Origin of the sequence: Rothia endophytica (assembly GCF_928381505.1) — a bacterium.
GTDB lineage: Bacteria > Actinomycetota > Actinomycetes > Actinomycetales > Micrococcaceae > Rothia > Rothia endophytica_A.
This window is the reverse complement of sequence record NZ_CAKMSJ010000003.1, coordinates 224,328-249,691: the sequence shown is the minus strand read 5'-3', so window position 1 is coordinate 249,691 and position 25,364 is coordinate 224,328. Positions and strand designations below refer to the sequence as shown.

Here is a 25,364-nt window from a genome sequence, read left to right as displayed (position 1 = left end):
ACTATAGGTGCCCTAACTCCTTCGGTTCAAAGGTTTGAGATAAAAAGGAAAAAATTGCTCCCATTAGAGTTTTTGGTAGAAAATTTTCGTGGCAAAGTCAGAGCGCTAGAGCTTCTGTTGCAATAACCGCACGCTCTTTTGACCTAATTCATGCTCGCTGGGTGTGCTTATCTCGGCCAACTACCGCTTGCGCTCGGTAAACTGGTAGGCAATGTCTACGTTTGGCACGCCCACCGCGTGTACGAAAGGAACAACTGTGTCTCAAGCACCCCGCGCCCTGCGCGTCGCCGTCATCGGTGCAGGCCCCGCCGGTATCTACGCCGCCGACATCCTCACCAAAAGTGAAGAAGTCAAAAACGGGGATGTTCCCGTAGCCATCGACATCTTCGACCGCTACCCCGCACCCTTCGGCCTCATCCGCTACGGCGTCGCCCCCGACCACCCCCGCATCAAGGGCATCGTCAACGCCCTGCACAAGGTGCTGGACCGCGGCGACATCCGCTTCTTCGGCAACGTAGAGTACGGCACCGACATCACCCTGGCTGAACTCAAAGAGCACTACGACGCCATCATCTTCGCCACCGGCGCTATCAAGGACGCCTCCCTGGACATCCCCGGCGTTGAACTTGACGGCTCCTACGGCGCCTCAGACTTCGTCTCCTGGTACGACGGCCACCCAGACTACCCCCGCGAATGGCCCCTGAACGCCAAGGAAATCGCCGTGCTGGGTAACGGCAACGTAGCGCTGGATGTCGCCCGCGTACTCTCCAAGCACGCCGATGACATGCTGGTCACCGAAATCCCCGCCAACGTCTACGAGGGTCTAAAGAAGTCACCCGTTACTGACGTGCATGTCTTTGGCCGCCGCGGCCCCGCCCAGATCAAGTTCACCCCCCTGGAACTGCGCGAACTGGCCCACTCCCGCGACGTCGACATTGTGCTCTACGACGAAGACTTCCAGTTCGACGAAGCCTCAGAAGAAGCCATGACCACCAACAGCCAGGTCAAGGTCATGATGAAGACCCTCAACAAGTGGCGCGAAGAGCAGAAGGAAACCGAGCAGACCGCATCCCGCCGCCTGCACCTGCACTTCCTGCAGTCACCCGCTGAAATCATGGGCGAAGACGGCAAGGTCACCGGTATCAAGATGGAACGCACCGCCCTCAACGGCAACGGCGGTGTAGAAGGCACCGGCGAGTTCATCGACTACCCCGTGCAGGCTGTCTACCGCGCCATCGGCTACTTCGGCACCGAACTACCCGAGGTCGGTTTCGACATCGAACGCGGCGTCGTCACCAACGTCGAAGGCCGCGTCATCGACGACTCCAGCGTGCCCGTGCCCGGCCTCTACGCCACCGGCTGGATCAAGCGCGGTCCCGTCGGCCTCATCGGCTCCACCAAGTCAGATGCGCTTGAAACCATCACCCACCTGCTCGAAGACCGCCTGGACCTCTACACCGCAGCGCAGCCCGAGGTTGATTCCATCAACGCCCACATGGACGCCAAGGGTATCGAGTACACCACCTGGGAAGGCTGGCAGAGGCTGGACGAGCACGAAAAGGCACTGGGCGCCCAGTCCCAGGACGCCGCCGGTGAGCCCCGCGCCCGCGTCAAGGTGGTAGACCGCGAGGAAATGATTAAGGTGTCCCGCGGCTAAAGCCCTGCCGCCTAAATAATGGAGGGTTTGCTTAAAGCGACTTTCCAGACTTCACAAGCTCATAGCCCGCCTGCTGACCCTCTCGCTGGTTCGCTTCGCTCACATGCGATTCACGCCCAGCCTCGCGAGCTCGGCTGATTCCGCACACTTTTTCTTTCCTCGCGAGCTCGGAAAAGTGTGCTTCATCCAGCCAGCAGGCGGGCTATAAGTTTGTTCCGTCTAATGCCGTGGTAAGTGCCAGTCCGTTAGCTGAGAAGTACCTTCTCAAGGTAGGGATTGAGGAAGGTGCCTGCCGGGTCCAGCTCCTCGCGTAGGCTCGTCAACTCCTCAAAGAGGGGGTAGAGCTCTGCCAGGGCGGCGGCGTCCTGGGTGTGGAACTGCCCCCAGTGCGGCCTGCCCCCGTGCACCATAAAAATTCTTTCTAGGGCAGTGAAATAGTCAGTGTGGGGGCGACGCCAGTACTGGCGTGCCGAAACATAGAAGGTTTCGCGCCCGTAGGCCTGGGACAGCGGGATATCATCGGCGGCGGCAGTGCGCACCACCAGCGGGTAGCTACTTTCACCCAGTGAACCGTTCAGGTGGGTGTAGAGATCTGCCATGACTTCATCGAACTGCTCAACATCGAAAGCGTATTCCATATTGTTTTGGGGGATAGTGCGAGCCACCGTGAAAACCCTGGCTGAGTAGTCGGCGTAACGGCGGTTGCCCTTACCCCAGTTAGAAATTTTGTTGAGCGTAGGTTGAGCGGCGGGGAGTTTCTGCCCCGCGTAACTGAGGGCCGAGAAGATGCCGTTGTTGAGCAGGTGATCCCCGCCGTAGCGCCGTGCCTGGCTCAGTGTGGCACCTGCGGGCATATAGCCGTCGGTGAGCAAAGGTAGACGGGTGAGGCGGCGGGTGCGCACCTCTTTGGACCCGGGAAACCAGCTGAATTCGTAGTGGTCGGCTCCTCGGGCGCGCTCAATAAAGGCGGGGACTATGGTGCTGTAGCGGTGCCCGCGTTCGGCGGCGTGCAGGCGGAACTGGGGCACCACGTTGAAGGTGATGTGGGTGATAATGCCCAGAGCGCCTAGGCCGCAGAGGGCCGCCCTAAAGATTTCGGGGTTTTTGCTTTCTGAGCAGGTGAGAGCTTGGCCGGTGGCATCAACCATGCTCAGCTCTTTGACCTGGGTGGCAAAAATTCCGTAGCCCAGACCTGTGCCGTGAAAGCCTGTAGAGATTGCACCTGCCAGGGTCTGGTCGTCGAGCCTGCCCAGGTTGGTAAAAGCCAGGTTGTAGTAGCCCAGTGCCTTATTGGCATCACGGACGCTGGTGCCCGCTAGAAAGGTGGCGGTGAGGTTCTGAGTATCGACGCTCACCAGCCCCGTGAGGTAATCCAGGGTCAGATGCTGGCCATCGGGTTGCGCTACAGATGAGGCACTCCGGCCCCGTCCTACTACCTTGACGCGTTGACCTGACGCCGCTGCGTCTTGCACCTGTGCTGCAAGCTCAAGGGCAGAACGCGGTGACAGCAAGCCGGTAGGGGTGGTGCTGTGCTGGTGTGACCAGGTGCTCCAGGCCTTATCTGTCATTGTGCCCTCACTTCGTGGAATTGGTCATTACTTTTATTGTCTCACTGCGGGATGGGTAACTACTGGCAGGTTGCTACACAAGAAGTGAGGTTCCGCAGTTTGTGTCAGATTCGCACCATCTTGCGACCATCATGCGAAATAAGACCCTTAAATGTGAGCGGAGGCACTAGACTTGAGGTAAAGACCCCGGCGGTTGCGCCGGAGATTCGGCCACTGCATGCCACGGGGTTCTCACCTAAATAGTAAGGGGAAAACCATGACCGACCGCGAACTCCGCACCTTCGGCGAAGAAGCTGTAGCAAACCGGGGCGACCACTCGCAGCTTGCTGGTGCTCAGGGTGAAATTATCGTAGGTATTGACGGTTCAGAGCAGAGCTACGGCGCTCTGCGCTGGGCGGTGCACGAGGCTGAGGTGCGTAAGGTTCCTGTGCGCATGGTAACCGCTTACTCCCTCCCTGTTTTCACCGGTACAGGTTTTGACGCCGGCTACTCTATGGTTGATGAGAAGGCGCTCACTGACGGTGTGGCTCAGATTCTTGATGAGGCGCACTCCCGTATCGGTGAAACCAGTGTTGAACTGCGCGCCACCGTTGAAACCGGCGATGCCACTGCGGTTCTGCTAGAACTTTCCAAGAAAGCTGAGCTGATGGTCGTCGGCTCACGCTCACACGGCGGCTTTATTGGGCGTCTGCTGGGCACCGTTTCCACCTCTCTTCCGGCGCATTCTCACTGTGCCACGGTGGCTGTGCCTCAGTCCTACGCTGAAAAGATTGAAAAGGACGCCTCCCTGCTGGGCGGCGGAAAGTCAGTAGTGGTCGGTTCTGACGGTTCAGAAGAAGCCCGTATCGCTATGATGCAGGCAGCTGATGAGGCTGACCGCCGGGGCGTTAAGCTCACCCTGGTCAACGCGCTGGCCCCTTACACCGGTGCACTGAACTGGGTGCCTGCCGCTGTTGATTTTGAAGCACTCTACCGCGAAATTGCCGACCTACAGCGCAAGGCTGCCGAGTGGATCCGCGGCTACTTCCCCAACCTGGAAATCGAGTTCAAGCTTATTGACGGTTCCCCCGTTCAAGTTCTGCTTGAAGCTGGTAATAACGCCGACATGATTGTGGTTGGTACCCGTGGTCGCGGTGGAATCGCCGGCATGCTTCTGGGCTCAACCTCTCAGGGCATCCTGCACAACACCCAGGTGCCAGTCATGATTGTTCCCCAGCTTGAAGACCCCCGTGTCGAAACCGCGCCCAGTGCGGAAATCACCTGGGGCTAAGTACCTAGCCCTAAAACCTCCTTACTCCTTCTCTGGTCTCGAGACTCGGGGAGGAGTAGGCTAGTACTAGGCTGCAGACGGCAGAGCATCGCGCCGAAGCTCAAGATTCAAGATGGCTTGGCTTCGACGGTGGTGTTCTGCCGTCTTTTTTAAAAAAATATAGAATTTTTTCCTCATCTACAATCCGCCCCGTAAAAACGCCTTGACTAGGTGTTTCTTTGGTGCGAAGGTGGTAATTTCCTGCTTTTTGGTGGCGTGGGTTACTTATTTTTGGGCAGATTTTATGCAATTCCCGGTTTTTTGATTTGCGCGCTGTTTTGAAGTCGCGTAGTGTATTACTTGTTCGAGCGACGGGCTGAGAAGTCTGGAGTTCATGCGAACTAGCCCCTATCGTCTAGCGGCCTAGGACGCCGCCCTTTCACGGCGGTAACACGGGTTCAAATCCCGTTGGGGGTACTGTGAAATCTTTAGATTTCACGGCCAAGTTGGAAAGAAATTTCTAGCTATGGCCCCGTAGCGCAGTTGGTTAGCGCGCCGGCCTGTCACGCCGGAGGTCGCGGGTTCAAGTCCCGTCGGGGTCGCTCCGACCGCGTAAGTTCTCGTAAGAGAAGACGCGGTTGTGGCATATCTAAGGGTATGTCTGGCTCTGTAGCTCAGTTGGTAGAGCGTGCGACTGAAAATCGTAAGGTCACCGGATCGACGCCGGTCGGAGCCACGAAATCCACTCTCTAGGCTTCTACATGAGAGTGGATTTTTATTTTAAAAGTAAGCCGCCCCGCGCCAGTTTTCTGGTGCGGGGCGGCTTCTTCTTTAGCTATTAAATAAAAGATTAGGCAATCTCGATGATGACGGGGGTGTGGTCAGAGGCTCCCGCACCTTCGCGTTCTTCCCGGTCAATCTCTGCAGCAACGACGCGCTGGGCCAGAGCGGGGGAGAGTAGCTGGAAGTCGATGCGCATGCCCTCGTCCTTTGAAAAACGGCCCTTGGTGTAATCCCAGTAGGTGTAGGGCTCATTGGTCAGCGGGCGCACCGCATCCACCAGGTTCAGCGGTTCTTGCAAGAAGGCGTTGAAGGCGGCGCGTTCGGGTGCAGTCACGTGGGTCATGTTGTTGGCCCGGAAGAAGTCGATATCCCACACGTCCTGGTCTAGCGGGGCGATGTTCCAGTCCCCCACCAGGGCAAGCTGGGCTGCCGGGTCGGCTTCAAGCCAGCTGCTGACGTCCTGGTGCAGGGCAGAAAGCCAGTCCAGCTTGTAACTCATGTGGGGATCCTCGGTGCCGCGGCCGTTGGGCACATAGAGGCTCCATACGCGCACACCGTCACAGGTGGCGCCAATAGCGCGAGCCTCTTGAACGGGCTCTTCGCCGGGCTTGCCGAAGGTGGGCTGGGAGGGGAAGGTGCGCTCTACGTCCTCAAGACCCACGCGGGAAGCGATCGCTACGCCGTTCCACTGGGAGATGCCAAAGTGGGCGACATCGTAGCCGGAGTACTCAAAGATTTCGTAGGGGAAGGTCTCGTCGGTTGCCTTGGTTTCTTGAATTGCGAGGACGTCTACCTCGGTTTTCTCGAGCCAGTCTTCTATGCGCTCAGCGCGGGCGCGAATGGAATTGACGTTCCAGGTAGCAATTTTCATGACTTTAATCCTAGCAGTGCGTCCTCTTGGGCTAGTGACCCCTGCCCGCAGACGGTAGGCTGTGATGTGCATAACCTTTTACTATTTTGGAGGGCTAATGACCGACGAGAAACTGGTGCTGGGCAGCAGGCAAGGAAGCCTGGGCATCATCACGCTCAACCGCCCGCGTGCGGTGAATGCGCTGAACCTAGAAATGATGCAGCAGGTGGATCATCTACTCACCGAATTTGAAGCAGATGACAGCGTGGACACGGTGCTGATTACCGGTGCCGGGGACCGCGGCCTCTGCGCCGGCGGGGACGTGAAGTCAATTTACTACGAGCCCGAGCGTCTGCCCGAGTTCATGGGGTTTGAGTACACCATGAACCTGCGGCTTTCCCGCTACCCCAAGCCGCTGGTGAGCTTTATGGACGGTCTGGTGCTGGGCGGTGGTGTCGGAGTCTCAGCACACGCCGCCTACCGGGTGGTGACCGAGCGCAGCCGGGTGGGCATGCCCGAAACAATCATCGGCTTCAGCCCCGATGTGGGTGCCCTGCACATCCTTTCCCGCAGCCCCCGCAAGCTGGGCTACGCTATGGCACTCACCGGACTGCACACCTCCGGTGCAGATGCCCTAGCAGTGGGGCTAGCAGACTACTACGTGCCCTCTGAGCGCCTCAATGATCTAGCAGAGGCACTGAGCAAGGTGGACGCAGCTGATGACGTTGAGCGCTGTATCCAGGGTTTCGCTGAGGACGCCGAGCCCTCCCGCCTAGAGGAAAATGCTGACTGGATTGAGGCGGCCTTCTCGGAAACCACGGTGGAGAAGATTGTGGCTGAGGTTGAACGCCAAGCGGCGGCAGAGGCGGACGAGGGTGCGCTGGTGCACGAGGTGCTGGCAGCGCTGCGCCATAATAGCCCCACCGGCATGAAGGTGGCGCTACAGGCTACCCGCCGGGCAGCGGACCAGACCCTGAACCTAACGCTGAATCAAGACTACGCAGTGACCCTTAATTCGGCTGCCGGCCACGATATGCGTGAGGGCATTAGGGCGCAGGTCATTGATAAGGATAGACAGCCCGCTTGGCAACCGGCCACCCTGGAAGAGGTGGATGAGGCCAGTGTCCTTGCCTTCTTTGACAATCCGGAATCAGGCCCGTTGGAGCTACGTTCGGTCTAGGCAAAGGGTGGGGAGGGCATCTCTTAGGTTGTGCTCCATCGCTAGACTGGAGACAAGAAAGGGTGAATGCCGTGGAACATGAAAATCAGAAACAAGAGTCAGTTATGAAACAGTTTCTGGCGAACAACTCCTGGGTGCTGTTGGGATTAGCTGTTGGTGCTGCACTTGGGCTGATTGCCTACACCCAATACTGGCTCTAGGGTCAGCTGGTACAAAGCATCCCAAGCACTCAGGTAAGTAGTTGCAGACAGGGCAAAAAAGCCTGCCCCCGGTTTGTCACCGGGGGCAGGCATTCTGTTGAGAGTTTTACTGGCTGACGGGGAAGCTCTGCAACTTGCCGCCGACCATGGTTTCCAGCACGCGGATGACCTGACAGGAGTAGCCGAACTCGTTGTCGTACCAGACGTAGAGAATGGCGTTGGTATCACCCGAGGTAATCGTTGCTAGACCATCAACAACGCCGGCAGCACGGGAGCCGACGAAGTCGGTGGAGACGACCTCATGAGAGTCGGTGTAGTCGATCTGACGGCGTAGGGATGAGTGCAGGGAGCGATCACGCAGCAGGTCGTTGAGTTCGTCCTTAGAGCCTACGGGCTTTTCGAGCTGTAGGTTGAGGATTGCCATGGAGACATCCGGGGTGGGGACGCGGATAGCGTTGCCGGTTAGCTTGCCTTCTAACTGGGGCAGAGCCTTAGAGACAGCCTTGGCAGCGCCGGTCTCGGTGATGACCATGTTGAGAGCTGCGGAGCGGCCGCGGCGGTCGCCCTTGTGGAAGTTGTCAATGAGGTTCTGGTCATTGGTAAAGGAGTGGACAGTTTCAACATGGCCGCGGACCACGCCGAAGACCTCATCCATCACAGCCAGAACGGGGGTAATGGCGTTGGTGGTGCAGCTGGCGGCTGAGAGCACGGTGTCGTGTTCGTCGATGAGCTGGTCGTTGACACCGCAGACGATGTTCTTGACGCCCTTACCCGGTGCAGTCAGTAGAACGCGAGCTGCGCCGGTTGCCTGGAGGTGCTGTGAGAGAGCGTCCTTATCGCGCCAGCGGCCGGTGTTATCGACGACGATGGCGTTGTCGATGCCGTAGGCGGTGTAGTCGATTTCGCTGGGGTCTGAGGCGTAGATGAAGCGGATGGGGGTGCCGTTGGCGATGATGGTGCTGTTCTCTTCGTCCACGCGGATGGTGCCCTTGAAAGCGCCGTGTACGGAGTCGCGGCGTAGCAGGGAGGCACGCTTGTAGAGGTCCTTATCGGAGTTCTTGCGCACGACGACGGCGCGCAGTTTGGGGCCGGCACCGGCTGAGCGTTCGAGCAGGATGCGCGCCAGTAGGCGGCCGATACGTCCGAAGCCGTAGAGCACGACGTCCTGGGAAGTGCCCTTGATGTCGCCCTTCTTGTCGATGACGGGAGCTAGCTCGCCGCGCAGCCAGGCTTCAAGGTCGCTGTCACCGGATTTCTCAAACTTGCGCCAGAGAGCTGCAAGATCGAGGGAGCAAGCGCCCAGGTTAAAGCCCTGAACAATCTGCAGAACTGACAGGGAAGCAGCAGGATCCAGCTCAACATCGTCAATCTGACGGGCAAAACGGTGAGCCTTCAGAATCTGAATGACAGACTTGTTGATCAGTGTGTGCCCGTGAATGGAAACCACCACGTTGTTCTCGCGGTTGAGTTTACCGATCATCGGGATCATGGTCTCAGCTTCAGCTTCAGAAGCGAGCCACTGATCGTGAGCGTTGTCTGCAGAAATAGTCATGGTGTGACCTCTCTCGATAAGCATCGTCGTTGAACTTATCGGTTATGCGCTACGGTGCGCTGACTGGGGTGCTTGAACTCTTGGCGGTAGCTCGACTCCTTTGTAGGAGGAGGGTGTCAAGAGCACTACAAAGACAGTGTATAGTTTCTACGCCACCGTGTGCAGTTTGTGACGTGAACGTTATACGCGGGCGCGCTCACACGGTAAAATTGTGCTCATGCTTACTGTCATTGGCGAAGCCCTCGTAGATGTTGTCCAGCGCCCCGGTGCCGAAACTGCCGCGCACCCCGGCGGATCCCCCATGAATGTAGCCGTGGGCCTGGCCCGTCTCGGCCACGATGCGCAGTTTATTGGCCGCTACGGCAAGGACGATCACGGCACGCTCATTGATGAGCACCTGCGTGCTTCGGGCGTGCACCTGCCGGTGGGTGCGGACGAGAAGAAGACCTCGGTCGCCCAGGCCACTATCGGTGAGGACGGCGCAGCTGACTACGAGTTCGACATCGACTGGTCACTGGACGGCGCCGCCGAGAAACTGGCGGACGTCGCCGCAGGAGCTACCGCAGTGCACGTTGGGTCTATCGGCGCCATGCTAGAACCCGGTGCCAGCACCGTACTGGACACCGTGCGCAAAGCATCTGCCAACGCACTGATTTCTTACGACCCCAACTGCCGACCGACCATCGTCCCTGACGCCTCGGTAGCGCGCAAGTGGGCCGAAAGCATCGTGCGCTACTCGGATGTCGTCAAGGCATCAGATGAAGACCTGCTCTGGCTCTACCCCCAGCGCTCTCTCGAAGAATCCGCCAAGGCATGGCTGGAATTGGGCGCCTCCCTGGTGGTCGTCACTCGCGGCGAACTGGGCCCCTGGGCAATCACCCAAAAAACTGGCCCCGCCGGTGTAGCCATGCCCGCCTACCGGGTTGAGGTCGCTGACACCGTGGGTGCCGGCGACTCCCTCATGGCAGCCCTGCTAGCAGCTCTACTGGATCGCGGCATCGAAGGTAAGGGCGCTCGCGCTACCCTGCAGCTGATGAGCAAGGATGAACTCAAACAGATTCTCACCTTCGCCGCCACAGCAGCCGGTATCACCGTTTCACGCCCCGGCGCTAACCCACCCACCCGCGAAGAGCTCGAAGCGACTCTCGCCCGCTCATAACCCCACAAGACGAGGAGGCTTCAATGTTGAACCGTGAACCCTACGCCGATTTGCCCGACCTACCCACCTTTACCCTCACGTCCACCGACATTCAGGAGGGCGCGTCGCTACCCAAAGCCCAGGTGTCGGGGATTATGGGCTGCGGGGGTGAGGACGTCTCGCCGCAGCTTTCCTGGGAGGGTTTCCCTGAGGGCACCAAGTCTTTTGTGGTCACCTGTTTTGACCCCGATGCTCCTACCCCCAGTGGCTTCTGGCACTGGGCTGCCTCTAACCTGCCCGCTGATGTCACTGAGCTGGCTACCGGTGCCGCAGAGAACCTGCCAGCAAGGGCTCTGGGGCACCTGAATGACGGCGGCACCCGCGGCTTTGTAGGCGCAGCCCCGCCCGCCGGTCACGGTGCTCACCGCTACATCTTCTGCGTCACCGCTGTGGACGTTGAGAAGCTGGACATCGATGAGAACGCCAGCCCTGCCGTCGTGAACTTTAACCTCTTCTTCCACGGGATTGCCCGTGCCTTCCTCACCGCAACCCACGAAGAAAACTAGTTTCACCACCGTGATAAAACTGATTGCCAGTGACCTGGACGGCACCCTCATTGGGCACGACTTTCGCTTTCGCGAGCGAACCCTTGACGCCCTGAGTGCCGCCCGGGACGCCGGCGTGCAACTGGTGGTTGTCACCGGTCGCCCCTTTCGCTGGTTAGACGGAGTGCTGGGTCAGCTGCCCGGCTATGACTCCTACGCTATTTGCTCTAATGGGGCGGTGACTTACCATGTGGGTAAAGGCGAAGTGGTAGCAACCCGCACCCTTGGAACGCACACAGTTTTAGGGGCACACCAGATTTTAGAGCGTGAGTTCCCCACCGCTACTTTCACCGCTGAAACGGTCGACACTGTCTTTTTACAGGGCGATGTGAAGGTGGAAGAGGGCGGCCCGCTTGAAAATAGTGAGCTGGTCTGGGGCAACCTGGCAGAAATTTTGAGCCCAGAGGCGCAGCTGGTTAAGTACCTGGTGCGTGTGGAGGGGTATGACCCCGAGGACTTGCTGTCGCGTGTGGCAAAACTGGTGGGGGAGCGAGTGTCAGTGACGCACGCGGTGCCGGGGGATCCCCTCATTGAGATGGCAGCACCCGGTTTGAATAAAGGGGCGGTGCTGGCTGATTTTGCCGCTGAGCGCGGTATCGAAGCGCACGAGGTTGCCGCTTTTGGTGATATGCCCAATGATCTGGAGATGTTGCAGTGGGCTGGTCAGGGTTATGCCCTGGAATCCGGCTCGCCCTCTCTGCGCCAAACTGTGGGGCGCACCTGCCCCGCATTTGACCAGGACGGCGTGGCTCAAATAATAGAGAAACTGCTGGTCAGAGCGTCTTAGACGTAGTTCTCTTGAGATGAGCGCCCCTAAGTTACTGGCGGGTAGTACTCTTATAAGAATGTCTACTAGGTCAGCAGCGCACAGCTCTTCTCTTCACCGACCCCTCGATACCTTTGAAATTTTTGCCCACAGGGGTCTAGCTCATGGGTGCACCGAGAATACTCTAGAAGCATTTGCTCAGGCAGTGGACGCCGGCGCACACTGGCTGGAAACCGACGCTCACACCACCGCCGACGGTGTAGTGGTGGCATTCCACGATCACACTCTCAACAGGCTCTTTGGTACCTCTGGTGCTATCAAGGACGCAACCTGGGAAGAACTCAAAGACCGTGAAATGGCCAAGGGGGGCAAGCTGGCAACCTTTGAACAGGTACTTCGCACCTTCCCCAGCATGCCGGTCAACGTAGATATCAAGGACGCCGCCGCGGCAGAACGCATCGCCAGGATCACCGTGCAGGAAGGGGCTCAAGACCGTGTGCGCTTTGCGTCCTTCAGGGAAGAGCGTAAGGCGCGTGCGGTTCAGTTTGCAGCCCAGCTGGGTGCGCATATTCCGTCGAGTGGCAGTGAACTCGCTACCGTCCTCTTTTATCTCTGCAGCCGGGTGAGCTGGCGTCTGTGGCCTCTGGTACGCGCCGTTACTGCTCCCTGGATTAGCCCTTTTCAGTCCATCCAGGTGCCCGTCACTCAAACTTACGCTGGGGTTACCTTTAGGGTCGTAGATCGTACCACCGTTGCTATGGCGCACCGTTTTGGCATTAAGGTGCACGTCTGGACGATTGATGATGAAGCGGAGATGCGCCGCTTGCTCGACCTAGGGGTAGACGGTATCGTCACTAACCGCACCGACCTGCTGGCCGCAACCCTGGCGGAGCGGGCAGCGTCCTAAGGCAGATTATGCGTGAAAAAGCGGGGCTAGTTCAGTGTGAACTAGCCCCGCTTTGTGTGGGTCTTAGCGGTGCGGGCCTTAGTGGGCGTCGCCCTTAGCTTCGCTGGGGGTGAGTGGCTCGGGGTGGGAGCCGGTAGTGCGCGCAATGGCTGCCATGAGGTGGTAGACCACCAGGGTTGCGGCGGTGCCCAGGGCGATGCCTGCGAACTGGAGATCCCCAATATCCCAGGTGTAGTCGGCAATGCCCACGATCAGGGCCACGGACGCGGCGGTGAGGTTGACCTGGTTGGAGAAGTCCACGCGGTTCTCTACCCAGATGCGCACGCCCAGCATGCCGATCATGCCGTAGAGGACGGTGGCGGCTCCACCCAGCACGCCTGCGGGGACGGAGGCAACGGCTGCACCGAAGACCGGGAAGACCGAGAGCAGAACTGCCACGATAGCGGCTACCCAGTAAGCTGCGGTGGAGTAGACCTTGGTGGCTGCCATGACACCGATATTCTCGGCGTAGGTGGTGGTACCGGAACCGCCGCCAGCGCCGGCAATGGTGGTGGCCAGGCCGTCTGCCATGAGAGCGCGGCCGGAATACTTGTCCAGGTTTTCACCGGTCATCAGTGCCACGGACTTCACGTGGCCAATGTTCTCAGCCACCAGCACCAGAATCACGGGAATGAAGAGGCCGGCTAGGTTCCAATGGAATTCGGGGGTCTGGAAGTGGGGCAGGCCGATGAGGCCTTCGGTGTCCCATGCCTGCTGGATTGCGCTGAAATCAACTTCGCCGCGCAACGCTGCGGTGATGTAGCCGATGATGACGCCCAGCAAAATGGCTAGGCGTCCAATCATGCCCTTGAAGATGACCGAAATCAGGATGATGGAGGCTAGGGTGACCAGGGCGGTGACGGGGGCTTCCATGAAGTTGTTTTTGGCGCTGGGTGCCAGGTTGAAGCCGATCAGTGCCACGATGGCGCCGGTGACGACCGGAGGCATGAGCTTGGTCAGCCAGCCGGTGCCGGCGAACTGCACAATGGCGCCTACCAGGAAGAGGGAAACACCTGCCATGACGATGCCACCCAGGGCACCGCCGGGGCCGTACTGGTTGGTGGCTGCTGCCAGTGGGGCGATAAAAGCGAAGGATGAGCCCAGGTAGGAGGGCACGCGTCCTGCGGTAATCAGCAGGAAAAGGATGGTGCCAATACCCGAGAAGAAGAGGGTGGTGGCGGGCGGAAAGCCGGTCAGCAGGGGCACCAGGAAGGTCGCGCCGAACATGGCAACCACGTGCTGGGCGCCAATGCCGATGGTGCGGCCCCAGGCCAGGCGTTCGTGGGGGCGGACGACGCCGCCGGGGGTGATATTTTTACCGTCGCCGTGCAGCGTCCAGGCGAAAGGGGAGCGAGAGGTCACAGGGGGTCCCAACCGTAGTGTAATGAGTGTAAATCGTCCTTAGTTTACTCTGCCGCCGGAGCTTAGGGACGCAAGGGTGGGAGTGATGCTGAGTGGATCGTAGAAAAGATGTGTTGAGGTTTCTACCGGACCTTCAAAAGATAATTACCGTTTACGTAACCCCCGACAGATATGTAGCAATCATTGCACCGTGCAGGAATTGCTTTTTATCTGACAAATGTGAATTTTTGAGACCTTCATCATCGACAGAGACGCTAAGCGCACGTATTCTTTTAACAGAATGCCCCTGTAGACCCAAGGCCTGATACGTGACCATAGTTCTTGCCCTCTTCCTCCTCCTGTCGATAGCCACGCCCTGGCTGGCGCGCCGTATGGGAACCAGCGTGTTTTACCTGCTGGCCGCAATACCAGCACTCGTGCTGGCTTTTGTGCTCACGAAAACCCAGAGCATCCTGGGTGGTACGCCCTGGTCCGAAAGCTACCGGTGGATCCCCGAGCTCAACCTCGAACTCACCTTCCGTATGGATACCCTTTCCTGGGTGATGAGCCTGCTCGTGCTCGGAATTGGCTCTCTAGTGCTCTTCTACTGCGCAAGCTATTTCAAGCACAGCAGCGGTGACATCGGTCAGTTCGCCGCCTACCTCTTCGGCTTCGCCGGCGCCATGTTCGGTCTGATTACCGCAGATGACTTCATCATCATGTTCATCTTCTGGGAAATCACGACCATCCTCTCTTACCTGCTCATTGGCTACTCCCGCCACCGCCTCTCGGCTCGCAGCTCGGCGTTGCAGGCTCTGACGGTCACCACCGCCGGCGGTCTTGCTATGCTGGTGGGCATCATCATGCTGGGTCACTCCCTAGGCACCTACAGTCTGGCTGAACTGGTTGAACGCGGCCCCGCCCTGGTAGCCGCCGCGCAGGCAGGCGACAGCAGCACCATGAGCTTAGGGCTACTTTCCGCCGCGCTAGTGCTCATTCTTTGCGGCGCGCTGAGCAAGTCCGCCATCTTCCCCGTGCACTTCTGGCTACCCGGCGCAATGGCCGCCCCTACCCCCGTCAGTGCTTACCTGCACGCAGCTGCCATGGTCAAGGCAGGCATCTACCTTCTGCTGCGTCTGGCTCCAGGCTACGGCGAGGTAGCCATCTGGCAGAACATACTGGTCATCTTTGGTGCCTTCACCATGATTTTTGGTGGCTGGGCCGCTCTCAAACAGACCGACCTTAAACTGATTCTTGCTTACGGTACCGTGAGCCAGTTGGGTTTCCTCACCCTGATTATCTCGGGTGGCACGCCCAACGCTATATATGCCGCTATGGCTATGATGCTGGCGCACAGCCTCTTTAAAGCAACGCTCTTCCTAGCAGTTGGCATCATCGACCATCAGTCCGGTACTCGTGACATTCGCCGTCTCTCCGGCATCTACCGCCGTGCCCCTAAACTCTTCTGGGTCTCACTGATTTCGGCGGCGTCCATGGCCGGTGTATCTCCGCTGGCCGGTTTCGTCGCTAAAGAAGCAGTGCTAGAAACCTACGTGGGGCATACCACTGGCTGGCAGAGCGCCGTCACCTTGGCCGCTATCGTGCTGGGCTCCGTGCTTACCTTTGCCTACAGCGCCCGCTTTGTCTGGGGTGCTTTTGCGGCTAAGCCCTACAACTACATTAACCACGAACACGTCAAATATTGCCAGGAAAGCGCGGACGGCGGCCGCCCGGCTGCCCTGCGCAGCAAGAGCGGTAAAAAGCTGAGCCCCGACACCGCCTTCCACCAGGTCAGCTACAGCTTTGTCGCCGCCCCCGCGGTGCTGACACTGCTCACCGTGTTCTTTGGTTTCTACCCGGAGCCCGCCCACCTCTTCATCAAGCCCTTCCTTGACGCTTTCCCGGCGTCCGCACCAGAACTTGAACTGCACCTGGCTCTCTGGCACGGTTTCACTCCCGCGCTCTTCACCTCACTAGCCATTGTGCTGGTGGGCCTCCTACTCTTTGTCTTCAAGCGACAGATTGAAGAACTGCAGCGAGCCCTGACGCATACCCCCAGTGCGTCAGTGGTCTACCGTAATCTGATTGACCTGCTGGACCGATTCGCCGTGTGGGTCACCGGTATGACTCAGCGAGGCTCCCTTGCCTACTACTTGGCCGTCATCCTGATGACTGCCGTGCTAGTCCCCACCGCAGCGCTTTTCATCAACGAAACCCCGCCGTTAGCTAACATTCGCATTAGCGAATCCCCAGCGCAGTGGTCAATCGTTCTGGTCATGATGGTTGCCGCCCTGGTGGTGGTCTTCGTGCGCCGCCGCTTCCTAGCGATCCTCATGGTGTCAGTGACCGGCTACGGCATGGCAATTCTCTTTGCCACCCGCAGCGCCCCTGACCTTGCCACCACCCAGCTCCTGGTTGAAACCATCGTGCTGGTCGCCTTCGTGCTGGCGATGCGTGTGCTACCCCGTGACATCCCTCGCGTGAAAGCCAAAGACGGTAAGGACGGCGCCCGCAAAACCCTGCGCGTCATTATCGCCGTGGGTTTCGCAACCCTGATGATGGCACTTGCCATGTTCACCTTCTCATCTCGTTCCCTGCCGGCTATTTCTCTGGACATGCCGCGCCTGGCCTACGAAATTGGTTACGGCTACAACGTGGTCAACGTAATCCTGGTAGACCTGCGTGTCTGGGATACCTTCGGTGAAATTTCAGTGCTGGCACTGGCTGCCACCGGCGTGGCATCCCTGCTCTTCATTGAAGGGCGCGCGGATAACCGCAACCAGCGCCTGGACACCACCACCATGAAGAAGATTGAGAAATCTTTCACTCAGCGCAGCCACATTAGTGTGCATCAGCGGGTTGCCGGTCAGTTCTCATCGGTGGAACGTGACCCCTTCATCGTGGCGGGCCGCACCCTGCCCCCGGAGTCCCGTTCCATTCTGCTCGAAGTGGTCACCCGTCTTATTTTCCACACCCTGATTATGGTTTCCCTCTACATGCTGGTTGCCGGTCACAACCTGCCCGGCGGCGGCTTTGCCGGCGGTCTGTTGGCAGGCCTTGCCTTCGCTGTGCGCTACCTGGCCGGCGGCGGCGCGGAGTTACGCGCCGCGTCCCCGCTCTCAGCGGGAGCCTTCCTCGGTGCCGGTTTGGGGCTCTCCACGCTCTATGCGATTGCACCAGCCTTCTGGGGAGATCCCATCTTCTCCAGCTACGTCTTTGACTTCTGGGTACCGGTCTTTGGTGATGTTCACTTTGTCACTGCGACGATCTTCGATACCGGTGTTTACCTGCTGGTCATCGGCCTGGTTCTCGATATCCTGCGCAGTCTGGGCGAACGAGTAGACGAGAAACTCATCAAGGAACGCAAGAACAAAAATCGTAGAAAGGCACAATCATGATTATTGATCTCAGCCTCATCCTGGTCATGGGTGTGCTCTACGCCGTGGGCGTCTACCTCATCCTGGATCGCTCCATGACCCGCGTGGTGCTCGGCCTTATGCTGATTACCAATGCCACCAACATCCTCATTCTGCATGCCGGTGGCCCTGCCGGGCTCGCCCCCTTCTACGCAACAGATATTGCTGCAGAAGACTACTCTGACCCGCTACCGCAGGCACTGGTTCTCACGGCAATCGTGATTTCCTGCGCGGTGACTGCCCTGATCCTGGGCATTATCTACCGCAGCTGGTTGCTCTCACGCGCCGATGAAATTCAGGACGATGATGAAGATATCCGCGTGGCAGAGCAGAGCTCCTTTGACACGGAAGCCGACGCCGATATCGAAGCGGAAACCTCAGAATTTGATGCGGACGAAGAAACCCGTGAACGCCAAGCTAACAAAGAGAGAAGGAAGACCCATTCGATCCCTGTTCGGTCAGCGACCGGGAGCGACAGCTCAGAAGGATTGGGGGCTTAACCTGTGGAACTAGCTCAGCTCGCCCCCCTCAGTGTCATCGTGCTGTTCATGGCAGCAGCCCTGACCTTCATCTCTAAAAAAGATAAAACACAGCGTCTCATCGCCTTCTTTGCCGTGGCAGGGGTGCTCATTTTTGAGATTCTCATGCTTTTCTCGGTATGGAACCTAGAGCCTCAGATTGTTTTCATTGCCGGTTGGGAGGCTCCCTTCGGTATCACCCTGGTGGTCGATCAGCTCTCGGCTCTCATGCTGGTGGTTTCCTCCACCATCTCTCTTGCCGTGCTGGTTTTCGCCACCGGCCAGAACCTGGCGGATGACGATGACGAGGTGCCCATCTCGGTCTTCTACCCCACCTACCTCATGTTGCTGGCAGGCGTCTCTAACGCCTTCTTAGCAGGGGACCTCTTCAACCTCTACGTGGGCTTTGAAATCCTGCTCATGGCGTCCTACGTGCTTATCACCATGAACGCCAACACCCCGCGTATTCGTGCGGGCGTGACCTACGTGGTGGTCTCCGTGGTCTCATCTCTGCTCTTCTTGACCGCTATCGGCTTTGTCTACGCTTCAGTAGGCACCGTGAACATGGCCGATCTTTCGCTCAAGCTGGGAACCCTCCCTGAAGGCACCCAGATGCAGCTACACCTCATGCTGCTCATCGCCTTCGGCATCAAGGCAGCGGTCTTCCCGCTCTCCCTCTGGCTACCCGACTCCTACCCCACGGCACCAGCACCGGTGACCGCCGTCTTCGCGGGCCTGCTCACCAAGGTGGGCGTTTACGCTATCATCCGCACCGAAACCCTGCTCTTCCCTGGCGGGCAGCTCTCCACCCTGCTGGGCGTCGTCGCTGGCCTGACCCTACTGGTAGGTATCCTCGGTGCTCTGGCGCAGGGCGACATCAAGCGTCTGCTCTCCTTCATCCTGATCAGCCACATCGGTTACATGATTTGGGGTATCTCGCTCAACAACGAACTGGGCCTGACCACCGTGGTCTTCTACATCGCCCACCACATCGTGATTCAGACCGGCCTCTTCATGGTGGTAGGTCTGATTGAACGCCGTGCCGGCTCAACCAATCTGCGCCGCCTGGGTGGGCTCATCAAAATTTCACCCTTCCTGGCTCTGCTCTACTTTGTGCACGCCATCAACCTGGGCGGAATCCCGCCCTTCTCCAGCTTTATCGGCAAGGTTGGCTTTATCGAAGCTTCCGTGCAAAACGGTGGTGCCCTCGCCTACATCAACGCAGGCATCGGCGTCCTCGTTTCACTGCTGACCCTGCTGGCTTTGGCTCGCGTCTGGAACAAGGCTTTCTGGCGCCCCGCCAAGGACGCAGAACAGCCCACCCCCGCTCTGGTCCGAGCTGAGCATACCGGTGAGCAACCGGATGAAACCGACAGTAAAAATATCCCCGCCTCCATGATGGTCTCTACCGTCAGCCTGGTATCAGTAGGTGTGCTCATCACTGTATTCGCGGGCCCACTCTACAACCTCTCAGACCGAGCATCAGATAACTTGTTCAACCCCGACCGCTACATCTCAGCGGTTCTCGGTGAGGACGCTCCCACCCGCGAACAGTTCATCAACGAACAGGTCAACCTCAACGGCTCCCAGGAGGTCAACCAGTGAAAGCCCTAAAAACCTCCAGCTCCGACCTGCTGCACTCCATTCCGCCTACCCTCTGGTTGGTTTTCGTGTGGTGTGCCCTCTGGCAGAACTTTTCCCTGCCCTTCCTGGCCTTCGGGTTGGTGCTTGCGCTGGGAATCGTCTGGATTTTCCGACTGCCCACCCTTTACCTCTCTAACCGCTTTAATCCCTGGTATGCCATCAAGTTCTTGGTGTTCTTTATTTGGAATATTGCGGTAGCCAGTGTGCACGTCATGTGGTTGGCCTTCACCTTTACTCCGCCGCTGCGTAACTCTGTGGTGGCAGTTCAGCTGCGCACCCACTCTGACCTGCTCCTCACTGCGGTGTCACACACTATGTCTCTAATTCCTGGTTCTGTCGTGGTGGAGGTAGACCGTTCCCTTTCGGTGCTCTACTTCCACGTGCTCGATAGCTCTACTGAAGAAGAGATTCAAGACTTCATCCGCACCGTGGGTTACTTTGAGTCTCTCATCATCAAGGCAGTAGGCAGTAAAGAAGAGCACGAAGCGCTACTTGCAGATGAGACACGCGATAAGGAGGCCGCAGCATGAGCCTAAGCACCATAGCCTGGATCGCAGGCGTTATTCTCACCATCTCCACCTGGGGCACCGTTTATCGTATCTGGAAGGGACCGTCCCTGCTGGATCGCGTGCTCGCTAGCGACGTTCTGCTCTCCATTATCACCTCGGCGCTCTGCATCATCATGATCGTCACCGATACCGAGTTCTCTCTGATTCTGCTGGTCGCCATTGCTCTCATCGGCTTCGTTGGCTCTGTTACCGTGGCACGCTTCGCCGACAACTCTAAGGCCGATGAAGCTACCCCCATCACCACTGTTGAACAGCACCGCCGCCGTAAAAACCGCGGCAACCGCTCAACCGGTCACGATCACCGTGATCACCATGCTGAGGATACCGACAAAGTGCACCACAGCGAGTCGCATCCGTCCCGCGCATCAATGGATCAGGGGGAATAAACCGTGAATACCGATCTCATTCTCGATATTGTTACTGCTATTTGCCTGATTGTTGGCTCCCTTATGTCCTTAGCGGCGGCGGTGGGCCTGGTGCGCTTTCCCGATCTGCTGACCCGTCTACACGCTGGTACCAAGCCCCAGATTTTTGGTCTTATGCTGCTGCTCCTGGCGGTAGGGCTTCACATGAGAAGCTGGGAGGACGTCCCCGTGCTGATTCTCATTATGGTGCTTCAGATGATCACCATCCCCATCTCGGGTCATATGATGGCGCGCTCTGGCTACCGTAATAAGCACTTCCGTAAAACTGACCTCCGCCACGACGACCTGCGTCGCCTGGTCGATGAGGTAGAAGGCAAGTAGAGCCCTCGCGTATAAAGACCCGCTTTCTGTTATGCCCTTGTTGCGTTGCAGAAAGCGGGTCTTTTAGTGCCCGACTACTTGAGTAGCTTCTGTGCCAGCGTGTCCAGGGCAATGCCTAGAACACCAATGACCAGGATAACCACTAGCATCTCGTCGTAGGCTAGCCGGTCACGGGCATTCAAAATCTCGTAGCCTAGCCCCGAAGAAACACCCAACATCTCGGCTGGCACAATAATGACCCAGCCAATACCCAGCGCCAGGCGGACGCCCGAGAGTACAAAGGGGCGAATGGAAGGTAACACCACCGAACGCAACTGCTCCGGGCCGCTAGCCCCTAGCGTCCTAGCTACCTGAAGGTGTGCCGGGTTGAGTGCCCGCACCCCCGAAACCGTACCCAGAGTAATGGGCCAAATAGCGGCGATAGCCACCAGGAAAATGACCGGCAGGCTACCCACCCCAAAAAGAGCCACCGCAATGGGCGCCCAAGAGAGCGGGGAGACCATGCGCAAGAACTGCACCAGCGGCGCACTGGTCTGCTCAACCAGACGGGAGAACCCGATGAGCAGCCCGAGAGGCACGCCCAAGAGGGCAGCAAGACCCAGCCCGCTCAACAGCCTAAAGAGGCTAATGCCGATATCAGAGAGCAGCACCCCGCGCCCCAGCAGGCTACTCAGGGCGCCGGGGACGTTCTCGGGGGCGAAGGCTGCCAGCATCAGGTTGCCGGTAGCCGCCCGGGTGAAAATCCACCAGAGAAGAACAGCGAAGACAATGCCTGCAGCGCCCAGCACCCAGCTCTTAGTCAGTGACTGATTCTGTTTCTTGACGGTGCTCATGCTGAAATCTCCTCGGTGCGCTCTAGGCTCTTGACACCGAACGTGCCCAGACCACCCGCTGCTTGCATAGCCTGGGTGACTAACTCAGAATTAACGAGCTCCCCATGCACCGCCGAAGCGTCTAGCCCTTCAAGAAAGTCGGTGGGGGCGTCCATGAGAGTGTTGCGCATCTGCTGGACCAGTTCTTGGGTGTAGCTAGCGTAGGGATAGGGCTGAAACTGCAGTAACTCCCCGCCCCAGCTGGGGTTTTTAATAATTCCCTTATGATCCTCAAAATGGTCGGTCATAGCCCGCAGAATGGCAGCGGGCTTCTGCGGTAGGTACTTCTTTTCAGAGAGTAGGGCGGCTGCCTCCACACGGTTCTCGCGGGCGTAAATCTGCGCCTTGACTAGGGCATCTGCAAACTTTTGGGCGGCCCCGTTCTCTCGCTCAATCAGCGAGGAGCGCATCATGGTTACGCAGCAGGCATGGTCGCGCCAGACATCGCCCATAAAGCGCTGAATAGTGCCGGCCCCGCTGGCGTGGGCGGCAGCGTTGAAGGGGTCAGCCACCGTAAAGCCGGCTATGGTTCCGTTGGCCAGCGCCGGAATCATATCCGCCGGCGCCATAACAATCAGAGCTACCTCGTTCTGGGTCTTGTCTGCGGTTTTACGAATCACCGGCGTCAGGCCAGCCTCCTTCAAAATCTTCTGCACCAGAATGTTGTGGATTGAAAACCAGGCTGGAATCGCCACTGTCTGCCCCGCTAGCTCTGACAGGTCTCTGATGGACGGCGAGAGAGTCAGCGCCGAGCCGTTCACGTGATTCCATGCCACCACCTGGGCGTCAGCGCCCAGATCGTACTTGAGGTAAACCGCCATGGGCATGAGCAGGTGAATCACATCAACGGTGCCCGAAATAAAAGCTTCGGTGAGGGACGCCCAGGAGCGGAAGAGCACCGGTTGTTCCACCTGCACACCGGCGCCCTCATACATGCCCCTGGCGTGCGCTAGGAGCAGGGGAGAAGCGTCAGTGATAGGGAGGTAGCCGATCCTGATAGCGTCATCGGTGCTCTGTGCCCTGCCGGCAGCTTCAGCACCGGACGCCGCGCCCAGAGTATGTGCACCCCAAGCAGCACCGGCTGCCGTTAGGGTAAGGCCGCCTGCACCCAGCACTCTTCGACGGTTGAGTTTAGATGACATAGGAACCCTGCTCCCGGTAGTAGCCCAGAATTTCGTCCTTGGATACCTGCTCATCACGGGGCCGCCAGAAGCGGGTGAAACCCTTGCCCGCCTCAAAGAAGCCAATGCGGTCGCCCACCGTCGTGGCCTCAGCGATATCGTGGGAGACCATCAAAACGGTCAGCCCCAGATCCTCAATCAGGCTGCGCAACCAGCCTTGTAATTCTTCGCGGGTGGCTGGGTCAAGTGCTGAGAAAGGCTCATCGAGTAGCAAGAGAGAAGGCTGAATAGCCAGGGCACGGCCAATGGAAACCCGCTGGGCCTGGCCGCCAGAAATCTCACTGACTTTACGGTTTTCAAGCCCGTTCAGACCCAACCGAGAGATAAGTTCCTTGACCCCCTCAGCGGTTACTCTGCCGCTGTTGCGTTTGTAGCGGGCACCTAGCTCGATATTCTGCCGAACCGTCAGCCAGGGGAAGAGTGAAGCCTCCTGAAAGACTACGGCTAGACGGCCCCGGTCAGCCACCTGTATTGAGCCGGAATCCAGTTCTTCAAGCTGCGCCACCGCACGTAAGAGAGTGGACTTACCAGAGCCGGTAGCTCCCAGAATCACGAAGGCTTCACCCCGGGGGAGGGTCAAGTCAATATTTTTGAATACAGGTTGAGGTGCCCCGGGGTAGGTTTTAGTGGCACCTGTGACGGTGAGAGCGTCCATGATTGTTTTAGTCAATCTGAGAGAGTTCATAGCGCAGGTGCCCCTCGGTGGGGGATTGGACGGGCAAGAAGGTTGCCTCGCGATATCGGCGGGCGGTGGCGCTGGTGGTCTTGTAGCCGCGTCCGCCAATCACTGCCATTTCCAGGCGGGTGGCGCTGGTCGCCAGATGAGAGACGTCCAGACGCAGCTGGAGTAGACGGTGGCGGCTGGCAGCAGCAGGCTCCTGGGCGAGGTCGGTGAGCTCGGCGCGCAGGCGCTGGTATTCAGCATTGATCTGCTCAAATTCCTGGGTAAAAATACCCCGGGAGACATCGGTGTGGGGCGCTGTTGCTGCGAGTGCTGCAGCTGCCAGACCGAGGCAGAAAGAGGACTGAATCAACAGAAAAGGTGCAGTGATGGCAGCGAGGAAACCGGGGACGTCGCGGCTGAGAATATCTGCCTCGGGGACAAAGACCTCGGTCAGGCGGATGAAGCCGGATTCAGTCGCATCCAGGGCCAGGAGGCCTTTCTGGTAATTCACATCTAGCCCCTCAACGCCCACACGCAGGGTGACGATGTAGCTACCAGGTTCACCGGGCGCAGCGTCCTCCACTGCCACGGGAAGAACCATGACGCCTCCCGAGTAGAGGTTGGACGCCCAGCTGATGCTTCCATTGAGCAGCAACCCGCCTTCGGTATGCTTTGCCTGAACCCCCAGTTCACCTACTCCCGAGGCGTGTTTGAAGGCGGCAGCCATGGCGGTTGACCCGGTGGTTTCACCGGTTTCCATGCCCTCGGGCAGCTGACGCCCCACGGCGTCAAAGAAGGCGATAGTAGCCCGGTGGGCCCAGAGTGAGAAGGCGGTTGCTGTGTCTTCGGTCGCCAGGTCAAAGGCTACGGCCGCCTGGGGTAGCACTGACCCGGTGCGCCCTAGCGTCAGCAGACCCTGCTGCCCCAGCTGACGCAGGGTCTCGAAAGGGGAGCGTTCCCCCGCGTCCACTGCGGCAGCGTGTTCTCGCGCTAGCGCCAGCAGGTTGTCCCGCTGGGAGTAGGGGTAGAGAGGTTCAAGGGTAAAAGTGCTTGTCATGGCTGTTTTCTAACTGCTCTAGAAGTGGGGTGCTGGGGTTTTAGAGTGTAAAAAAACCGCCGCCTGGTGGTGGGCGGCGGTCTCTGCTGTGTCTAGACGTTGAGCTTGAAGAGGCGGTCAATGGGAGTTGATACCGCTTCGCGTGCTCGTACGACCGCTGCCTCATCAGGGGCATCGTAGAAACAGAGGCACTTGGCGGTATCTTCTCTCACGTAGGTGCGCAGGAAGGAAACCTCGGGCACCTGCGCGTACTTAGGAGAATTAGCCTTCTTGCGAGTGAGGTACTGATCCATGGTGATTTCTGCGGGGATATCCCATTCAACCAGGTACTCTGCGCTGGACTTGAGCTTCTTGATGTCCTCGAGTTCAGCACCCACCAGACGCACCTCATCGGGGCCCTCCAGCCCAGCGCGGGCACTGAAGGCGTCCTTGACCGCGGGAGCGAAGACGCCGGGGTTAGCTGCCTCGATGATGGCGAAGACCAGCTTGTAGTCACCGGTGACCTGGGTTTCAATCAGCTCAGCGCCGTCCACGCCGCCCAGTACCTGAGCGATGTCAGCAACCAGTGCTTTCACTTCGTCCTGCGAAGTATCGTGAGGGGTGAATTCTACGAGGTAGAGTGACATGTTCTCTCCGTTTCATGCGGGGTGCCAGCATTTTAAAGACACCTGTTCACACTAGACTACGCCCGCAGTTTTAGAGGTGTCTAAGTTTTAGAATATTCCGCTTTACATGGGGTAACGCTGGGCAACAATTCGTAACGGGTGCTTGTCAAAAAGGGCAGAAGTAGCTAGAAGGACGCCGCCCCGCCGCTCCCCTCATCCACCGAAAATCGGTGCCGGCAGGGAGCTGCGGGGCGGCG

Annotated in this window: 22 protein-coding genes and 3 tRNA genes; 16 read left to right on the top strand and 9 right to left on the bottom strand. The window is 58.6% G+C overall.

The window, feature by feature from the left end; genetic code table 11:
* Nucleotides 1-211 precede the first annotated feature (211 nt).
* Entirely contained in the window at nt 212-1,657 is a 1,446-nt protein-coding gene (locus L6990_RS05085; RefSeq protein WP_440480485.1) for an FAD-dependent oxidoreductase, read from the top strand.
* 245 nt (nt 1,658-1,902) lie between these two features.
* On the opposite strand, the gene L6990_RS05080 is transcribed toward L6990_RS05085, so the two are convergent.
* Nucleotides 1,903-3,225 (bottom strand): D-arabinono-1,4-lactone oxidase, encoded by a 1,323-nt coding sequence (locus tag L6990_RS05080; RefSeq protein WP_237202984.1) that lies wholly within the window; start codon nt 3,223-3,225, stop codon nt 1,903-1,905.
* A 256-nt stretch (nt 3,226-3,481) separates the two neighbouring features.
* Between L6990_RS05080 and L6990_RS05075 the strand changes: the two genes are divergently transcribed.
* The 4 genes from L6990_RS05075 to L6990_RS05060 all read left to right on the top strand — a co-directional run bounded on the left by L6990_RS05075 (nt 3,482) and on the right by L6990_RS05060 (nt 5,210).
* The gene (locus tag L6990_RS05075) at nt 3,482-4,495 is read left to right on the top strand and encodes a universal stress protein (RefSeq protein ID WP_237202983.1); all 1,014 of its coding nucleotides are present in this window, start codon (nt 3,482-3,484) and stop codon (nt 4,493-4,495) included.
* Nucleotides 4,496-4,878: 383 nt separating this feature from the next.
* Nucleotides 4,879-4,951, top strand: a tRNA-Glu gene (locus L6990_RS05070).
* Nucleotides 4,952-5,002: 51 nt separating this feature from the next.
* Nucleotides 5,003-5,076, top strand: a tRNA-Asp gene (locus L6990_RS05065).
* A 61-nt stretch (nt 5,077-5,137) separates the two neighbouring features.
* Nucleotides 5,138-5,210, top strand: a tRNA-Phe gene (locus tag L6990_RS05060).
* Between the two features lie 114 nt (nt 5,211-5,324).
* On the opposite strand, the gene L6990_RS05055 is transcribed toward L6990_RS05060, so the two are convergent.
* Complete coding sequence (locus L6990_RS05055) at nt 5,325-6,128, bottom strand: exodeoxyribonuclease III (protein ID WP_237202982.1); 804 nt, start codon at nt 6,126-6,128, stop codon at nt 5,325-5,327.
* Nucleotides 6,129-6,225: 97 nt separating this feature from the next.
* Here L6990_RS05055 and L6990_RS05050 point away from each other — a divergent pair, with 97 nt between their 5' ends.
* Nucleotides 6,226-7,287 carry a 3-hydroxyisobutyryl-CoA hydrolase gene (locus tag L6990_RS05050; RefSeq protein WP_237202981.1) on the top strand — a complete coding sequence of 354 codons (1,062 nt, stop codon included), beginning with the start codon at nt 6,226-6,228 and terminating at the stop codon, nt 7,285-7,287.
* Between the two features lie 306 nt (nt 7,288-7,593).
* Here the strand turns inward: L6990_RS05050 and L6990_RS05045 are convergent, their stop codons facing one another.
* Entirely contained in the window at nt 7,594-9,039 is a 1,446-nt protein-coding gene (locus L6990_RS05045; RefSeq protein ID WP_237202980.1) for a glyceraldehyde-3-phosphate dehydrogenase, read from the bottom strand.
* A 217-nt stretch (nt 9,040-9,256) separates the two neighbouring features.
* Here L6990_RS05045 and L6990_RS05040 point away from each other — a divergent pair, with 217 nt between their 5' ends.
* Genes L6990_RS05040 through L6990_RS05025 form a run of 4 tightly spaced genes read left to right on the top strand, consistent with a single transcriptional unit; the run spans nt 9,257 to nt 12,455 of the window.
* Nucleotides 9,257-10,198: a carbohydrate kinase family protein gene (locus L6990_RS05040; protein WP_237202979.1), complete on the top strand. Its 942-nt coding sequence runs from the start codon at nt 9,257-9,259 to the stop codon at nt 10,196-10,198.
* A 23-nt stretch (nt 10,199-10,221) separates the two neighbouring features.
* Entirely contained in the window at nt 10,222-10,743 is a 522-nt protein-coding gene (locus L6990_RS05035) for a YbhB/YbcL family Raf kinase inhibitor-like protein (protein WP_237202978.1), read from the top strand.
* 10 nt (nt 10,744-10,753) lie between these two features.
* A complete protein-coding gene (locus L6990_RS05030; RefSeq protein ID WP_237202977.1) occupies nt 10,754-11,569 on the top strand; it encodes an HAD family hydrolase in 816 nt (271 codons plus the stop codon).
* A gap of 58 nt (nt 11,570-11,627) precedes the next feature.
* Nucleotides 11,628-12,455 carry a glycerophosphodiester phosphodiesterase family protein gene (locus tag L6990_RS05025; RefSeq protein ID WP_237202976.1) on the top strand — a complete coding sequence of 276 codons (828 nt, stop codon included), beginning with the start codon at nt 11,628-11,630 and terminating at the stop codon, nt 12,453-12,455.
* Nucleotides 12,456-12,533: 78 nt separating this feature from the next.
* Here L6990_RS05025 and L6990_RS05020 read toward each other — a convergent pair whose 3' ends face one another.
* On the bottom strand, nt 12,534-13,856 hold the full coding sequence (locus L6990_RS05020) for a uracil-xanthine permease family protein (protein ID WP_237202975.1): 1,323 nt from the start codon (nt 13,854-13,856) through the stop codon (nt 12,534-12,536).
* Between the two features lie 308 nt (nt 13,857-14,164).
* On the opposite strand from L6990_RS05020, the gene L6990_RS05015 reads away from it, so the two are divergent.
* From L6990_RS05015 to mnhG, 6 genes are read left to right on the top strand one after another with little or no spacing between them, the layout of a single operon-like run.
* Complete coding sequence (locus tag L6990_RS05015; protein WP_237202974.1) at nt 14,165-17,233, top strand: Na+/H+ antiporter subunit A; 3,069 nt, start codon at nt 14,165-14,167, stop codon at nt 17,231-17,233.
* Nucleotides 17,230-17,751 (top strand): Na(+)/H(+) antiporter subunit C, encoded by a 522-nt coding sequence (locus L6990_RS05010; protein WP_237202973.1) that lies wholly within the window; start codon nt 17,230-17,232, stop codon nt 17,749-17,751. The genes L6990_RS05015 and L6990_RS05010 overlap by 4 nt, the downstream gene beginning before the upstream one ends.
* Before the next feature lie 3 nt (nt 17,752-17,754).
* Entirely contained in the window at nt 17,755-19,374 is a 1,620-nt protein-coding gene (locus tag L6990_RS05005; RefSeq protein WP_237202972.1) for a Na+/H+ antiporter subunit D, read from the top strand.
* On the top strand, nt 19,371-19,943 hold the full coding sequence (locus tag L6990_RS05000; protein WP_237202971.1) for a Na+/H+ antiporter subunit E: 573 nt from the start codon (nt 19,371-19,373) through the stop codon (nt 19,941-19,943). The genes L6990_RS05005 and L6990_RS05000 overlap by 4 nt, the downstream gene beginning before the upstream one ends.
* Nucleotides 19,940-20,368 (top strand): monovalent cation/H+ antiporter complex subunit F, encoded by a 429-nt coding sequence (locus tag L6990_RS11950; protein ID WP_336604469.1) that lies wholly within the window; start codon nt 19,940-19,942, stop codon nt 20,366-20,368. Before L6990_RS05000 ends, L6990_RS11950 begins: the two co-directional genes overlap by 4 nt.
* A 3-nt stretch (nt 20,369-20,371) precedes the next feature.
* Complete coding sequence (mnhG, locus tag L6990_RS04990) at nt 20,372-20,728, top strand: monovalent cation/H(+) antiporter subunit G (protein WP_237202970.1); 357 nt, start codon at nt 20,372-20,374, stop codon at nt 20,726-20,728.
* A 74-nt stretch (nt 20,729-20,802) separates the two neighbouring features.
* On the opposite strand, the gene L6990_RS04985 is transcribed toward mnhG, so the two are convergent.
* The 5 genes from L6990_RS04985 to L6990_RS04965 all read right to left on the bottom strand — a co-directional run bounded on the left by L6990_RS04985 (nt 20,803) and on the right by L6990_RS04965 (nt 25,128).
* Nucleotides 20,803-21,561 carry an ABC transporter permease gene (locus tag L6990_RS04985; protein WP_237202969.1) on the bottom strand — a complete coding sequence of 253 codons (759 nt, stop codon included), beginning with the start codon at nt 21,559-21,561 and terminating at the stop codon, nt 20,803-20,805.
* Nucleotides 21,558-22,742 (bottom strand): ABC transporter substrate-binding protein, encoded by a 1,185-nt coding sequence (locus L6990_RS04980; RefSeq protein WP_237202968.1) that lies wholly within the window; start codon nt 22,740-22,742, stop codon nt 21,558-21,560. Before L6990_RS04980 ends, L6990_RS04985 begins: the two co-directional genes overlap by 4 nt.
* A complete protein-coding gene (locus L6990_RS04975; protein WP_237202967.1) occupies nt 22,732-23,466 on the bottom strand; it encodes an ABC transporter ATP-binding protein in 735 nt (244 codons plus the stop codon). The genes L6990_RS04980 and L6990_RS04975 overlap by 11 nt, the downstream gene beginning before the upstream one ends.
* Nucleotides 23,444-24,502, bottom strand: coding sequence for an acyl-CoA dehydrogenase family protein (locus L6990_RS04970; RefSeq protein WP_237202966.1), 1,059 nt, complete (start codon nt 24,500-24,502; stop codon nt 23,444-23,446). Before L6990_RS04970 ends, L6990_RS04975 begins: the two co-directional genes overlap by 23 nt.
* A 92-nt stretch (nt 24,503-24,594) precedes the next feature.
* Nucleotides 24,595-25,128, bottom strand: coding sequence for a DUF4242 domain-containing protein (locus tag L6990_RS04965; protein WP_237202965.1), 534 nt, complete (start codon nt 25,126-25,128; stop codon nt 24,595-24,597).
* Between the last annotated feature and the right edge of the window lie 236 nt (nt 25,129-25,364).